Origin of the sequence: Streptomyces corchorusii (genome assembly GCF_001514055.1) — a bacterium.
Classification (GTDB): Bacteria; Actinomycetota; Actinomycetes; order Streptomycetales; family Streptomycetaceae; genus Streptomyces; species Streptomyces olivaceoviridis.
Genome location: NZ_KQ948356.1, coordinates 428,301 through 443,051, shown reverse-complemented (window position 1 = coordinate 443,051; position 14,751 = coordinate 428,301). Strand labels below are relative to the sequence as shown.

The 14,751-nt window shown below is 70.1% G+C and carries 13 protein-coding genes; 8 read left to right on the top strand and 5 right to left on the bottom strand.

Annotated features, from left to right (window positions below):
- The first annotated feature begins 158 nt into the window (after positions 1-158).
- The 8 genes from AQJ11_RS17530 (at position 159) to trxA (ending at position 10,008) form a co-directional block, all read left to right on the top strand.
- Positions 159-2,531 carry a DUF6049 family protein gene (locus tag AQJ11_RS17530; RefSeq protein ID WP_058081155.1) on the top strand — a complete coding sequence of 791 codons (2,373 nt, stop codon included), beginning with the start codon at positions 159-161 and terminating at the stop codon, positions 2,529-2,531.
- A 45-nt stretch (positions 2,532-2,576) separates the two neighbouring features.
- Positions 2,577-4,952 (top strand): murein biosynthesis integral membrane protein MurJ, encoded by a 2,376-nt coding sequence (murJ, locus tag AQJ11_RS17525; protein WP_059263672.1) that lies wholly within the window; start codon positions 2,577-2,579, stop codon positions 4,950-4,952.
- A 118-nt stretch (positions 4,953-5,070) separates the two neighbouring features.
- On the top strand, positions 5,071-6,792 hold the full coding sequence (locus AQJ11_RS17520) for a protein kinase family protein (RefSeq protein ID WP_059263671.1): 1,722 nt from the start codon (positions 5,071-5,073) through the stop codon (positions 6,790-6,792).
- A 25-nt stretch (positions 6,793-6,817) separates the two neighbouring features.
- The gene (gene sigM / locus AQJ11_RS17515; protein WP_059263670.1) at positions 6,818-7,567 is read left to right on the top strand and encodes an RNA polymerase sigma factor SigM; all 750 of its coding nucleotides are present in this window, start codon (positions 6,818-6,820) and stop codon (positions 7,565-7,567) included.
- 282 nt (positions 7,568-7,849) lie between these two features.
- Positions 7,850-8,059, top strand: coding sequence for a hypothetical protein (locus AQJ11_RS52410; RefSeq protein WP_159061669.1), 210 nt, complete (start codon positions 7,850-7,852; stop codon positions 8,057-8,059).
- A gap of 2 nt (positions 8,060-8,061) precedes the next feature.
- Positions 8,062-8,505 carry a hypothetical protein gene (locus tag AQJ11_RS52405; protein ID WP_059263669.1) on the top strand — a complete coding sequence of 148 codons (444 nt, stop codon included), beginning with the start codon at positions 8,062-8,064 and terminating at the stop codon, positions 8,503-8,505.
- 153 nt (positions 8,506-8,658) lie between these two features.
- Complete coding sequence (trxB, locus tag AQJ11_RS17505; protein ID WP_014673765.1) at positions 8,659-9,627, top strand: thioredoxin-disulfide reductase; 969 nt, start codon at positions 8,659-8,661, stop codon at positions 9,625-9,627.
- A 48-nt stretch (positions 9,628-9,675) separates the two neighbouring features.
- On the top strand, positions 9,676-10,008 hold the full coding sequence (trxA, locus tag AQJ11_RS17500; RefSeq protein WP_014673766.1) for a thioredoxin: 333 nt from the start codon (positions 9,676-9,678) through the stop codon (positions 10,006-10,008).
- A gap of 66 nt (positions 10,009-10,074) precedes the next feature.
- Here trxA and AQJ11_RS17495 read toward each other — a convergent pair whose 3' ends face one another.
- The 5 genes from AQJ11_RS17495 to AQJ11_RS17475 form a co-directional block, all read right to left on the bottom strand.
- The gene (locus tag AQJ11_RS17495) at positions 10,075-10,692 is read right to left on the bottom strand and encodes a GNAT family N-acetyltransferase (protein ID WP_041665365.1); all 618 of its coding nucleotides are present in this window, start codon (positions 10,690-10,692) and stop codon (positions 10,075-10,077) included.
- A 220-nt stretch (positions 10,693-10,912) separates the two neighbouring features.
- Positions 10,913-12,013, bottom strand: a complete 1,101-nt coding sequence (locus AQJ11_RS17490; RefSeq protein ID WP_041665366.1) for a ParB/RepB/Spo0J family partition protein — start codon at positions 12,011-12,013, stop codon at positions 10,913-10,915.
- A complete protein-coding gene (locus AQJ11_RS17485) occupies positions 12,010-13,083 on the bottom strand; it encodes a ParA family protein (RefSeq protein ID WP_079082346.1) in 1,074 nt (357 codons plus the stop codon). Before AQJ11_RS17485 ends, AQJ11_RS17490 begins: the two co-directional genes overlap by 4 nt.
- A gap of 319 nt (positions 13,084-13,402) precedes the next feature.
- On the bottom strand, positions 13,403-14,119 hold the full coding sequence (gene rsmG / locus AQJ11_RS17480) for a 16S rRNA (guanine(527)-N(7))-methyltransferase RsmG (RefSeq protein WP_041665368.1): 717 nt from the start codon (positions 14,117-14,119) through the stop codon (positions 13,403-13,405).
- Between the two features lie 117 nt (positions 14,120-14,236).
- Entirely contained in the window at positions 14,237-14,749 is a 513-nt protein-coding gene (locus AQJ11_RS17475; RefSeq protein ID WP_014673771.1) for a Jag family protein, read from the bottom strand.
- Positions 14,750-14,751: the final 2 nt, after the last annotated feature.

Here is a 14,751-nt window from a genome sequence, read left to right as displayed (position 1 = left end):
ACGGCCGCTCTCCCCTCGATACTGGATATAGGGGACGGGTCACGGTTGTTCTTCGATCTTGTGGAGGAGACCGCGGCACTTCCCTTCAGCGCGCATCGTTACCATGCGTGGACGCACATTCCGACGACCACTGACGACGACGAGGGACGGGCGAGCGCGTGGCCGAGGCGGCTGACTTCCAGGGGACCAGTGCCTCACCTGCCCGCCGGTGGCTGCGGCGCGCCGGAACACTGCTCGCCGGAGCACCACTGCTGGCCGGTCTGCTCCAGCTGCCCGCCGCCGGGCCCGCGCAGGCCGCCTCCTCCGGCACGGTGTCCGTATCCCTGGACTCGCTCAGCCCCAGTGCCCCCACGGACGGCGACACGCTGACCGTGTCGGGCACGGTGACCAACAACGGCAAGCAGGCCGTCACCGACGCCCATGTGGGGCTGCGGGTGGGCCCCGAGCTGACCAGCCGCTCGGAGATCGATTCCGTCGCCCGGCACTCCGACGAGCCGCAGGGCAGCTCCGGCACGGACGTCGGCGACAAGTACGAGGAGAAGTTCGACAAGCTGGCCCCCGGGGTCGCCGAGCACTTCACGATCTCCGTCCCCGTGGACAAGCTCGACCTCGGCGACGACGGGGTCTACGAGTTCGACGTCACCCTGTCCGGCCAGACCTCCGCCCAGGCCTGGGACCAGGTGCTCGGCATCCAGCGGACGTTCCTGCCGTGGCAGTCGTCGGAGGCCGACACCAAGACCAAGACGTCCTTCCTGTGGCCGCTGATCTCCACGGTCCACATGACGGCCAAGACGGGCGCGGGCGAGTCGCAGACGCCGGAGTTCCTCGACGACGAGCTGGCCAAGGAGCTGGCCCCCGGCGGCCGGCTGGCCCAGATGGTGGACCTGGGCAAGGACCTCGACGTCACCTGGGTGATCGACCCCGACCTGCTCGCCTCGGTCGACGCGATGGCCGCGGGCAACTACCGGCTCCAGGGCGCCGACGGCACCAGCACGCCCGGCCCGCGGGAGCACCAGGCGGTCGCCAAGCAGTGGCTGGCGGCCCTGCAGAAGGCGGTGGCCGGCAAGGAGGTCGTCGCCCTGCCGTTCGCCGACCCGGACCTGGCCTCCCTGGCCCACAACGGCACCAGCGTCACCGGCTCGCTCAGCCACCTCAAGGACGCCACCGACGTCGCCGCGATCACCGTGAAGACCGTGCTCCATGTCACACCCAGCACCGACTTCGCCTGGCCGGTGGACGGCGCCGTGGACCCGTCGATCATGAAGGTCGCGACCTCCGCCGGCGCCGACCGGGTGATCGCCCGCAGCGACAGCCTCCAGGAGACCGGCGGACTGCCGTACACACCGTCCGCCGCCCGTCCGGTCGGCGGAGGCACCACGGCGGTGGTCGCCGACGCCCGGCTGTCCCAGGCGTTCGAAGGCGACCTCACGAAGGCCGGCGCGGCCACCCTCGCCGTCCAGCGGTTCCTGGCCCAGAGCCTGGCGCTGAACACGCAGACGGACAAGCAGCGCAGCATCGTCGTCGCCCCGCAGCGCATGCCCACGGCGAGCCAGGCGCAGGCGATGGCGGCGGCGCTGAAGGCGCTCCAGGGCGGCACCTGGTCCCAGTTCCAGGACCTCTCCGCGGCGGCCAAGGACAAGCCCGACCCGGGCGCCACCACGCGCATCCCGTCGGCGTCCGCCTACCCCTCCTCGCTGCGCCGGCAGGAACTGCCGAGGGCGGCCTTCGACCAGATCGCCCGCACCCAGGACAAGCTCGACAACTTCCGGGTGATCCTCTCCGACCAGTCCCGCGTGGTCACGCCCTTCGGGCGGGCCATAAACCGCGAGATGTCCACGTCCTGGCGGGGCCTGCGCGGCGAGGCAGTCAGCTATCGCGACGGCGTTGAGGCCTGGATCGACGACCTGACCGAACAGGTCAAGCTGATCGACAAGTCCGAGACCAAGCTCTCGGGGCGGAGCGCCACCATCCCGGTGACCGTCCAGAACAACCTGGTCCAGCCCGTGGGGCACCTGGTGCTGCGCCTCACCTCGACCATGCCGACCCGCCTGAAGATCGGCGGCAAGGCCTACGACGAGCAGCCCGTGGAGGTCTCCGGCGGGCACAGCCAGTCGGTGAAGTTCACCACCTCGGCCAACGCCAACGGCCGGGTGACGGTCCTCGCCCAGCTGTACACCGAGGACGGCCAGCCCTACGGCGACGCCGTCAGCTTCGACGTGAAGGTCACCGAGGTCACGCCCACCGTGATGCTGGTCATCGGCGGCGGCGTCCTGCTCCTGGTGCTCGCCGGCTTCCGCATGTACACCCAGCGCAAGCGCGCGGCCGCCCGGCAGGCCGACGAGGACGGCCCCGGAACGGCGGGGGAGGACACGGGCGAGCCCGGGAACCCGCAAGCGCCCGGCGACCGTCTCCCGGAGGAGTCCGACTCCACCCCCGGGGCAGACGACCCGGAGCAGCCGAGTGACCCTGCGCCGGACACCGCACCGGAAAGCGCCGACCCGTCCGGGACGGGTGAGAGAGTGGACCGTTGAGCGATGTCGTGGCCGGTGGGCCCGGGACGATGAGGTGGGGTAAGCATGAACGCGCCGTACGACGGTGACCGCGGTCAGGGCGCGGCCGGCTCGGGCTACCCCGAGCCGCCGCCCGAGCCCGGCCAGGTACCGCCGCAGCACGCGGCGGACATGTATCTCCAGGACGCCTACGAGCAGGACCCCTACCGGGCGCACGACCTGGCCGCCCAGGACCCGGTCGCCGAGGCGCTGTACGACCGTGCCGCGCACCCGCCGCCGCCCCCGGGCACGTACGACCAGCAGCAGCCGCTGTACGCCCCGCCCGCCCAGTCGCCCTACGCGCCCGACCCCCACGTGTGGGCGCAGACCCCGGCGCCGGAGCCGGGGAGCACGACCCCGTACCTGCCGTACGGCGAAGACCCGCGCACGACCCAGTTCGTGGGCGTGGACGACCTGGTCACGCACTCCGGCGAGGAGTACCACGAGCCGGACGCCTTCGCGCACCTCTTCAAGGACCAGCAGCACAGCGGCGCCCACACACCCATGGATCCCCCGGCCGTTCCCGGACCTGCCGCGGCGCCGGGCGGTGGACACGGCCCCGCCGGCCAGTACCCGCCCCCGCACGGTCACGGCCCGCAGCAGGGCCACCCGTACGCCGGCGCCGGATACCCGGCCGGTCCGTCCGCCACCGGATACGCGGCACACTCCCAGTTGCCCGCTCCGGCCGCCGCTCCGGGCCACGCGGGCCCGCCCGGGGTCGTCGAGCCGGAAGCCACCACGGCCGGTGACACGGCCGCTCCCGCCAAGAAGGGCGGGCGGGCCGCCGGGCTGATGAAGTCCAGTGCGGTCATGGCGGCGGGCACGATGGTCTCCCGCCTCACCGGCTTCGTCCGCTCCGCGCTGATCGCCGCCGCGCTGGGCCTCGGCTTCCTCGCCGACTCCTTCCAGGTGGCCTACCAGCTCCCGACGATGATCTACATCCTCACCGTCGGCGGCGGCCTGAACTCCGTGTTCGTGCCCCAGCTGGTGCGCTCCATGAAGGAGGACGAGGACGGCGGCGAGGCCTTCGCCAACCGGCTGCTGACCCTCGTGATGGTGGCCCTGGCCGCGCTGACCGGACTCGCGATGTTCGCCGCGCCGCTGCTGGTGCGCCTGCTGGCCGCCCCGGTGGCCGACGACCCGGCGGCGAACGAGGTCGCGGTCACCTTCACCCGTTACTTCCTGCCCTCGATCTTCTTCATGGGCATCCACGTGGTGATGGGTCAGATCCTCAACGCGCGCGGGAAGTTCGGCGCGATGATGTGGACCCCGGTCCTGAACAACATCGTCATCATCGTGACGCTCGGCATGTTCATCTGGGTCTACGGCACCGCCGCGAACTCGCACATGACGGTCCACAACATCCCGCCGGAGGGCCAGCGCCTGCTCGGCGTCGGCGTGCTGCTCGGCCTGGTCGTCCAGGCCCTGGCGATGATCCCCTACCTGCGCGAGACCGGCTTCCGGGTCCGGCTGCGCTTCGACTGGCGGGGTCACGGCCTGGGCAAGGCCGCGATGCTCGCCAAGTGGACGGTCCTGTTCGTCCTCGCCAACCAGGCGGGCGCCATGGTCGTGACCCAGTTGTCCACCGCCGCCGGCAAGGACTCCGGGGTCAAGGGCACCGGTTTCGCCGCCTACGCCAACGCCCAGCTGATCTGGGGCCTGCCGCAGGCCATCATCACCGTCTCCCTGATGGCCGCCCTGCTGCCGCGCATCTCGCGCTCGGCCGCCGAGGGCGACGCGGGCGCCGTCCGCGACGACATCTCCCAGGGTCTGCGCACCACCGCGGTCGCCATCGTGCCGATCGCCTTCGGGTTCGTCTCGCTCGGCATCCCGATGTGCACGCTGATCTTCGGCTCCGCCGGCACCGGCGCGGCCACCAACATGGGCTACATGCTGATGGCCTTCGCCCTCGGTCTGATCCCCTACTCGGTGCAGTACGTCGTCCTGCGCGCCTTCTACGCCTACGAGGACACCCGCACCCCCTTCTACAACACGGTGATCGTGGCCGTGGTCAACGCCGGAGCCTCGGCCCTGTGCTACTTCCTGCTGCCGTCGCGCTGGGCCGTCGCCGGCATGGCCGCCGCCTATGGCCTCGCCTACGCCATCGGGGTGGGCGTCGCCTGGCGCCGACTGCGCCAGCGGCTGGGCGGGGACCTGGACGGCTCCCGCGTGCTGCGCACCTACGCGCGACTGGGTATCGCCTCGGTCCCGGCGGCCCTGCTCAGCGGCGCGGCCTGCTACGGCATCGGGCACACCCTCGGCCTGGGCGTCGTCGGCTCCTTCGCCGCGCTGCTCGCCGGTGGTGTCGTTCTGTTCGGCGTCTTCTTCCTCGCCGCCCGCCGGATGCGCATCGAGGAACTCAACTCGCTCGTCGGTATGGTGCGCGGGCGTCTGGGGCGTTGAGGCGAGGGTAGGCGCACAACCATCGTCCGCCGCTGTGTGTCGTGCATAGCGGCGGACTGTGGGCACAATTGGTTTCGGCGTCGGACAGCGTGCAACGGATGGGGAGGCAGGGACGACGGTGGCGGAACGGAGCACGGCTGCCGTCGACGTGGCAGACAACAGCGGTGAGCAGCCGCTGACCGCCAAGGCGGACCAGTCCACGGCCGACGGGGTGGCCAAGAACCCGGAGCGGGACACGGACAGCGTGGAGGCACAGGGGAGCGGCGGAACCGAAGGTCCCGGACGGAAGGCCTCGCCTCCGGAGTTGCACAGCGGTCACAAGCTCGCCAGACGCTACCGACTGGAGGAGTGCGTCACCCGTCTGGACGGATTCAGCAGTTGGCGTGCGGTCGACGAGAAACTCCGTCGTGCCGTCGGCGTCCACGTACTGCCCGCGGACCACGCCCGGGCCCGTTCCGTCCTCGCCGCCGCCCGTTCCTCGGCGCTCCTCGGCGATCCGCGCTTCGTCCAGGTCCTCGACGCCGTCGAGGAGAACGACCTCGTCTACGTCGTCCACGAGTGGCTGCCCGACGCCACCGAACTGTCCACGCTGCTCGCCGTCGGCCCGCTGGAGCCGCACGACGCCTACCAGATGGTCAGTCAGGTCGCCTCCGCCATGGCCGCCGCGCACCGGGAGGGTCTCGCCCATCTACGGCTGAACCCGAACGCCGTGCTGCGCGCCTCCACCGGCCAGTGGCGCATCCGTGGTCTCGCCGTGAACGCCGCCTTGCGGGGCATCACCTCCGACACCCCGCAGCGCACCGACACCGAGGCGATCGGCGCCCTGCTGTACGCGGCGCTGACCCAGCGCTGGCCCTACGAGAGCGACGCCTACGGTCTGTCCGGTCTCCCCAAGGACATCGGCCTCATCCCTCCGGACCAGGTGCGGGCCGGTGTGCACCGCGGTCTGTCCGAACTCGCCATGCGCGCCCTCGTCAACGACGGTGCCACGGCGTCCCGTCACGAGGCTCCGTGCACCACGCCGGAGGAGCTGGTGAAGGCGATCGGTGAGATGCCGCGCATCCGCCCGCCCGAGCCGGCGTTCACGGCCCCGCCGGAGTACCAGCGCACGACCTATCAGCAGGGCACCTACGGCCGCCCGGCCCCGCACCCGGGAGCCACCCAGCCGATCGCTCCCCCGCCGCCCCCGCTCCAGAGCCGCACCGGGAAGGCCCTGAAGTGGGCGGTCTCGGCCCTGCTCATCGCCGCGCTGGGACTGGGCAGCTGGCAGCTGGCGGACGCTCTGATGGACCAGAGCGGGAAGTCGGACGACACCAACAAGAGCCAGACGACGGACGGCGGCGACAAGAACGCCGTGAAGCCGAAGCCGACTCCGATAAAGATTCAGAACGGCCAGGAGTTCGTCGCCAAGGGCGACGCCCAGAGTCCCGGCAACGTCCCCAAGACGTACGACGGCGACGCCTCGACGTACTGGAAGACCAAGAGCTTCAACGAAGGTCCGACGATCGCGCCGTACAAGCCGGGCGTCGGCATCGTCTACGACCTCGGCTCGGCCAAGGAGCTCGGCTCGGCCACCATCGACCTCCGCTACGGCGGTGACCACACGACCGTCGAGCTGTACACCGCGGATTCGCTGTCCCCGGCCTCGCTGGATTCCATGACGAAGATCGGCAGCGCCACGACGACGGGCACCACGGCCACGGTGAAGGTCGGCAAGCCGGTCAAGACGCAGTACGTTCTCGTCTGGCTGACGGCCGTGCCCAACTCGGGGTACGACTCCACCCTGTACGCCAGTGCCGGCTACAAGCAGGCCATCGGCGAAGTGAAGTTCACGGGCTGACGTCTCACCCGGACCGGAGGGGCAGATGGCGGAGGGCGCCGGATACGACGGAGTGGGCGACCGCGACCTGCTCGCCCGCCACGTGGAAGGCGACCCCGAGGCCTTCGGTGAGATCGTGCGGCGCCACCGGGACCGGCTCTGGGCGGTCGCCCTGCGGACCCTGGGGGACCGCGAGGAGGCCGCTGACGCGGTTCAGGACGCCCTGGTGTCGGCCTACCGGGCCGCCCACACCTTCCGGGGGCAGTCGGCCGTCACGACGTGGCTGCACCGGATCACGGTGAACGCCTGCCTGGACCGGGCACGTAAGGCGGCCTCGCGGAAGACGGCTCCGGTCGACGACACCGAGCGGCTGGAGCAGTTGCTGGAGCCGTACGAGTCCGCCTCGGCGCCGGCCGAGCGCAAGGACGTGCACCGACAGCTCCTCGAAGCGCTCGGCACCCTTCCGCCCGAGCAGCGGGCCGCTCTGGTCCTGGTGGACATGCAGGGCTACCCGGTGGCGGAGGCCGCGCGCATCCTCGATGTCCCGACGGGGACGGTGAAGAGCCGGTGTGCCCGGGGCAGGGCAAGGCTGCTGCCCCTGCTCACGCATCTACGGCCTGAGGGCACTCCGGCGGCGCGATCGGCCGGTGCCCCGGACGGGAAAGAGACCGGTCCGGAACGGAACCGGGGGCAGGGGGCATCCGTCCCACCGGCAACGGGGTCACCGAGCGGACGTCCCAGGGACGCGGGACCGAGCGATACAGCCGTAGTGAAGGGCGGAGGTGGGCGAGCGTGACTTCCACGACAGACACGGCCGGGCACCCGGACGTCGCGGAGATCTCCGACCTCACCGAGGGTCTCCTTCCGCCGGATCGCAGCACCGACGTACGGAGCCATCTGGACGCGTGCGAAGCGTGCGCGGATGTTCATGCGTCGCTGGTAGAGATCCGGGGCCTGCTCGGGTCGGTGCCCGCACCGGAGCGCATGCCGGACGATGTGGTCGAGCGCATCGGCGTCGCCCTCGCAGCCGAGGCGCCCCTGAACGCGGGCGGCGAGGACGTCGCAGGCGATGTTTCACGTGAAACATCGCCCCCCACTGCCCACCCCACTGCACACCCTGCTGCCCACCCCACCGTTCCTGCCACTGATCACCCTGCCGACCGCCCCGCAGGGCGCCCGCGCGCGGGGACCGGGCCCGGACGCAAGGGGTCACACCATGGGCGGCGCCGGGGCCGGCTCGTCCTGGGTGCCGTTCTCACCGCCGCGGTACTGGGGGCCGGAGGGCTGATCGTGAAGTCACTCGGGGACACCACCGACCACACGACCGCCCACGGGACGCCGACCGCTTCCGCCGGCACCTTCTCCGGCGACAGCGTGCAGAACCAGGTGCACGCCCTCCTCACCACCAAGAAGAGTCTGCTGCCGGACAGCGCGAAGCCTCGGCTGGACGGTGACGGCGGGTCGGACACGCCCGGCTCGACCGAGGGCCCCAACACCCTGCTCCAGACGACGGTTCCGGTCCCCGACTGTGTCCGGCAAGCGCTCAACCAGAGCGCCGACGTCCTGGGCGCCAAGACGGGAACGTACGCGGGGAAGGCCGCCTATCTCGTCGTCGTGGCCGACACGCACGACAGCAAGCGGGTCACCGCCTATGTGGTCGACGCGGCCTGTGTGCACCAGCAGACGGCTTCGGCCGGCACGGTCCTGCTGAAGCAGTCCGTCGCGCGTCACTGAACCGGCTGGAACACGTCTTCGGTCGTCCCTGGGCACGCGTGTGCCGAGGCACAGCGGGAATGCAGGGCCCGTAGGATCCGTTGGGTGGGGTGAGAGTCCCGAAAGGGGCTCCCACCGGTCGACTGACGCAGACCAGAGACGAGGAATCAAGCCGTGAGCGACGTCCGTAACGTGATCATCATCGGCTCCGGGCCCGCAGGCTACACGGCGGCGCTGTACACCGCCCGTGCGTCGCTGAAGCCCCTGGTGTTCGAAGGCGCCGTCACCGCGGGTGGCGCGCTGATGAACACCACCGAGGTGGAGAACTTCCCGGGCTTCCGCGACGGCATCATGGGCCCCGAGCTCATGGACAACATGCGCGCCCAGGCCGAACGATTCGGTGCCGAGCTGATCCCGGACGACATCGTCTCCGTCGACCTGACCGGTGAGATCAAGACCGTCACCGACACGGCGGGCACGGTCCACCGGGCGAAGGCCGTCATCGTCACGACCGGCTCCCAGCACCGGAAGCTGGGCCTGCCGAACGAGGACACGCTCTCCGGGCGTGGCGTCTCCTGGTGCGCCACCTGTGACGGGTTCTTCTTCAAGGACCAGGACATCGTCGTGATCGGCGGTGGCGACACCGCGATGGAGGAGGCCACCTTCCTCTCGCGGTTCGCCAGGTCCGTGACGATCGTCCACCGCCGGGACACCCTGCGCGCCTCCAAGGCGATGCAGGAGCGTGCCTTCGGTGACCCGAAGATCAAGTTCATCTGGGACAGCGAGGTCGCTGAGATCCAGGGCGACCAGAAGCTCTCCGGCCTGAAGCTGCGGAACGTCAAGACCGGCGAGCTGTCCGACCTGGCCGCGACGGGCCTGTTCATCGCGATCGGCCACGACCCGCGGACCGAGCTGTTCAAGGGCCAGCTGGACCTGGACGAGGAGGGCTACCTGAAGGTCGACTCCCCGTCCACCCGCACCAACCTGACCGGTGTCTTCGCCGCAGGCGACGTGGTGGACCACACCTACCGCCAGGCGATCACCGCGGCCGGGACCGGCTGCTCCGCCGCCCTGGACGCCGAGCGCTTCCTCGCCGCCCTCGCGGACGAGGAGAAGGCGGAGCCCGAGAAGACCGCCGTCTGACCTTCCCTCTCCCTCACCCCACCGCACGACCAAGGTAAGGAGCCCACCGTGGCCGGCAACCTGAAGACTGTGACCGACGACTCCTTCGATCAGGAGGTCCTCAAGAGCGACAAGCCCGTCCTCGTGGACTTCTGGGCGGCGTGGTGCGGCCCGTGCCGTCAGATCGCCCCGTCCCTGGAGGCGATCGCCGCCGAGCACGGCGACAAGATCGAGATCGTCAAGCTCAACATCGATGAGAACCCGGGCACGGCCGCCAAGTACGGCGTCATGTCCATCCCGACCCTGAACGTCTACCAGGGCGGCGAGGTTGCCAAGACCATCGTCGGCGCCAAGCCCAAGGCCGCGCTTCTCCGCGACCTCGAAGAGTTCATCACCAAGTGACGTTTCACGTGAAACATGAAGGGGCCGACCCGCAAGGGTCGGCCCCTTCTTATTGAGCCCTCTCCGCTACAGCGGCCTCAGTGCGGGTTCCTTCTGCACCGCCCCCAGGAGCCTGTCGAGCGCCATCTCCACGTCTTCCTTCCAGGAGAGTGTGGACCGCAACTCCAGCCGCAGCCGGGGATGCGTGGGGTGCTGCCGGACCGTCTTGAAGCCCACGGCCAGCAGATGCTCGGCGGGCAACAGACAGGCGGGCTCCTTCCAGCGGGAGTCGCCGAACGCCTCGATCGCCCTGAAGCCCCGGCGCAGCAGATCCTTGGCGACCGTCTGCACCAGCACCCGGCCCAACCCCTGCCCCTGGTACCCCGGCATGACGAAGCCGGTCATCAGCTGGACGGCATCCGGCGAGACCGGGCTCGTGGGGAAGGCCGTCGAGCGAGGGACATAGGCCGGCGGGGCGTACAGGACGAAGCCCGCCGGTACGTCATCGACGTACACCACCCGGCCGCACGACCCCCAGTCCAGCAGGACGGCGGAGATCCAGGACTCCTTCTCCAGCGCGGCCCTGTCCGCCTTCACAGCCGCTTCGCCGCTGACAGGGTCCAGCTCCCAGAAGACGCAGGAACGACAACGGTGGGGAAGGTCCTGAAGGTTGTCCAGTGTGAGCGGCACGAGCCGACGCCCCATGAAGGCTGATCCTCGCTTCCTTCGCCCGCCGCATCGCGAGCGGCTGCCCCCGTCTCTCCACTCACAGATGCAGACGCTGTCCGGTGGATGCCCTATCTGATCGCATCGTATCCACGATCGGATTCACTCGATACCGCCGCAAAGCAAAGAGCGGACCGTGTTCCGGTACACACCGGACACGGTCCGCTCCACTGCTCCACAGGGCGGCATCGCCCAAGGATCAGTCGTGCGTCTCCTCGCCGTCGCTCTCCTGAAGGCTCTTCTGGAGGGCCAGCTTCTCGCCCGGGGCGAGCGTGCTGAGGATCCGCTCCAGATCGTCCGCGGAGGCGAACTCCACGGTGATCTTGCCCTTCTTCTGGCCCAGCTCGACCTTCACCCGCGTCTCGAAGCGGTCCGAGAGCCGCGTGGCCAGCTCGTTCAGCGCCGGCGAGGGCACCGACCCGGCCCGGGGCCCCCGGGAGCGCGAGGCCTTCTGAGGCCGCGAGCCCATCAGCGTCACGATCTCTTCCACGGAGCGGACCGACAGTCCCTCGGCCACGATCCGGTGCGCCAGCCGGTCCTGCTCCTCAGAGTCCTCGACGGCCAGCAGCGCCCGGGCGTGGCCGGCCGAGAGCACTCCGGCCGCCACCCGCTTCTGGACGGTCGGGGACAGCTTCAGCAGACGCAGAGTGTTGGAGACCTGCGGACGGGACCGACCGATCCGGTCAGCCAGCTGGTCGTGCGTGCAGTTGAAGTCCTTCAGCAGCTGATCGTAGGCAGCGGCCTCTTCGATCGGGTTCAGCTGCGCGCGGTGCAGGTTCTCCAGCAGCGCGTCCAGGAGAAGCTTCTCGTCGTCCGTGGCCCGGACGATGGCCGGGATGGCTTCCAGGCCGGCCTCACGGCAGGCACGCCAGCGCCGCTCACCCATGATCAGCTCATAGCGGCCGGGACCCATCTGCCGCACCACGACGGGCTGGAGGAGACCGACCTCCTTGATGGAGGTGACCAGTTCCTGGAGCGCGTCCTCGTCGAAGATCTCACGCGGCTGGCGTGGGTTCGGCGTGATGGCGTCGAGGGGGATCTCGGCGAAATGGGCCCCCATCGGGGGCGCGGGCACCTCGACGGCCGGGTTCGCCGGAGCCACCTCGGCCTCCTGTGCAACCGGCGGCAGTGTGGCCACCTTCGCCGCGGCCACCCCACGATCGGTCGTCAGCACCGGAACGGCTCCGGGGGCGCTGGTTCCTCCGCCCCCCATCGCCGCCGGAGCCGGCGCCTTCTCCGTCGGGGCAGCAGGGATCAGTGCGCCGAGACCACGGCCCAGACCCCTCCGTCGCTCGCTCACTGGATCCCCTCCACCATGCTCTGGTCTTTCTGAGCGCCGATATGGGCCTGGCTCGCGTCATAGCTGACGCCGATGCCCTTCAGCGCGATTTCTCGGGCGGCCTCAAGATAGGAGAGGGCGCCACTCGATCCTGGATCGTAAGTCAGCACCGTCTGCCCGTAACTCGGTGCCTCGGAGATGCGGACGGAGCGGGGAATGCTCGTCCGTAGCACCTCGTCACCGAAGTGGCTGCGCACCTCCTCCGCGACCTGGGAAGCAAGGCGCGTCCGGCCGTCGTACATGGTGAGCAGGATGGTCGACACATGCAGGGCGGGGTTGAGGTGCCCCCGCACCAGGTCGACGTTGCGCAGGAGTTGCCCGAGTCCCTCCAGCGCGTAGTACTCGCACTGGATCGGGATGAGGACCTCGGCACCCGCGACAAGCGCGTTGACCGTCAACAGGCCGAGCGAGGGCGGGCAGTCGATGAGGATGTAGTCCAACGGCTGTTCATACGCCTGGATGGCCCTCTGGAGCCGGCTCTCGCGAGCCACCAGGGACACCAACTCGATCTCCGCACCGGCGAGATCGATGGTGGCTGGGGCGCAGAAGAGACCTTCGACATCCACGACGGGCTGGACGACCTCGGCGAGAGGCTTGCTTTCGACCAGCACATCGTAGATGGAGGGAACGTCGGCGTGGTGGTCGATCCCGAGGGCCGTGGACGCGTTGCCCTGCGGGTCGAGGTCGATCACCAGGACGCGGGCACCGTGCAGAGCCAGCGAAGCGGCAAGGTTGACGGTCGTCGTCGTCTTGCCCACGCCACCCTTCTGGTTGGCGACCACAATGACTCTGGTCTGCTCCGGCCGAGGCAGGCCTTCGCCGGCGCGGCCGAGAGCCTCCACCGCCAGTTGGGCCGCACGACCGATGGGAGTGTCGTCCATCGGAGGCGGTGTTTCACGTGAAACATCCGCCCCCATCGACTCGGTACGGGGACCGGGGACCGGATCGGTCATCGGTCCCGCGATGTTGGCGTCGGACCGCAAGGATTCACTCTCCTCGACTTCAGGCTCGCAATGAACAGAGCCTCCCATGTCTTCGGGGTCGTGAACCAGTGAGGCCGGGTCTTCTGTGGAGAAATCCACCTCTGTGGACAACTCCGTGCCCCTGGAGGGGGATGGAGTTGCCGGGGATGGGGCCGGAGTGTCCGGGGCGGGGGCCTCCCCGAGGGAACCGAGAGGCTTTCGGTCGCGCGGTTCGGCCGCAGCGCGGCCACGACTGATGATGCCGTGCAGCAGTGAGCGACGTTTCACGTGAAACACGATGCACAGCGGCTGGGACCGGACCGTTGCGACACTCCGGCTTGCGCGGGTTTGGCAGCTTGTGTGGAGTACGTCTCGTCGTCAGGACGGATCAGCGGCGTCGGCGCGTCCGTCCCGTCCGGGCCGCCTTCGCACGCTTGGCGGCGAAGCGCACACCGCCCGGGCTCTCACCGACCTCGACCCGCACCACCGTCGACAGCGGATCCACAATGCCCTCACCCACGTGGAGGATGGACGTCTCCACCGCGCCGAGCTTGCTGAGCGCGGCAGCGGATGCCTTCAGCTCCTCCTCGGCGGTGTCGCCCTTGAGCGCGAGCATCTCGCCGTACGGCCGCAGCAGCGGAATGCCCCAGGTGGCCAGGCGGTCGAGCGGGGCCACGGCCCGGGCGGTCACCACATGGACCGGCGGGAGCTTGCCCAGGACCTCCTCGGCACGGCCGCGCACCACGGTGACGTGGTCCAGGCCGAGCAGTTCGACGACCTCCGTGAGGAAGTTGGTGCGCCGCAGCAAGGGCTCCAGCAGCGTGATGTTCAGGTCGTCGCGGACCAGGGCCAGCGGGATGCCCGGCAGCCCGGCGCCAGAGCCGACATCGCAGACCGTCACTGCCTCGGGGACGGCCTCGGAGAGCACCGCGCAGTTCAGGATGTGCCGCTCCCACAGACGGGGCACTTCCCGCGGGCCGATCAGGCCGCGCTGCACGCCCGCCTCGGCGAGCAGCTCCGCATAGCGGACCGCATCGGCGAAGCGATCGCCAAACACTTCGCGCGCCTGCTCGGGCGCGGGGGGAAGCTCCGCTGCCTCCGTCACGGGGACCGTCCTTCCGTACAGCGCCGGCGCTTCGCGCACCGGCCACCAGAACTACCAGGCTGACAAAGTTCGGCCCCGCCTGCTCAACAGACGGGGCCGGTGGAATGGGAGAGCCGATCAGGCGGGCAGCACGACGACGAAGCGCTGCGGCTCCTCGCCCTCGGACTCGCTGCGCAGCCCTGCGGCCTTGACCGCGTCGTGCACGACCTTGCGCTCGAACGGGGTCATCGGCTTGAGCTTCACGGGCTCACCGGTGCTCTTGACGTCGGCGGCGGCCTGGGCGCCCAGCTCGGACAGCTCGGACCGCTTCTTCGCCCGGTACCCCGCGATGTCCAGCATCAGCCGGCTGCGGTCGCCGGTCTCCCGGTGCACCGCCAGGCGCGTCAGCTCCTGCAACGCCTCCAGCACCTCGCCGTCCCGGCCGACCAGCTTCTGAAGGTCGCGGCCGCCGGTGTCGCTGATGATCGACACGGAGGCGCGGTCGGCCTCGACGTCCATGTCGATGTCGCCGTCGAGGTCGGCGATGTCCAGCAGACCCTCCAGGTAGTCCGCCGCGATCTCACCCTCCTGCTCCAGGCGGGTGAGGGTGTCTGCACCCTCGGCAGCAGCGGAGGTGGTGCCTTCCGTCACGG

Excerpts from the sequence above, each read along its gene's own strand:
- murJ (WP_059263672.1), top strand. The coding sequence starts at position 2,577 with ATGAACGCGCCGTACGACGGTGACCGCGGTCAGGGCGCGGCCGGCTCG.
- sigM (WP_059263670.1), top strand. The coding sequence starts at position 6,818 with ATGGCGGAGGGCGCCGGATACGACGGAGTGGGCGACCGCGACCTGCTC.
- AQJ11_RS17495 (WP_041665365.1), bottom strand. The coding sequence starts at position 10,692 with ATGGGGCGTCGGCTCGTGCCGCTCACACTGGACAACCTTCAGGACCTT.
- AQJ11_RS17485 (WP_079082346.1), bottom strand. The coding sequence starts at position 13,083 with ATGGGAGGCTCTGTTCATTGCGAGCCTGAAGTCGAGGAGAGTGAATCC.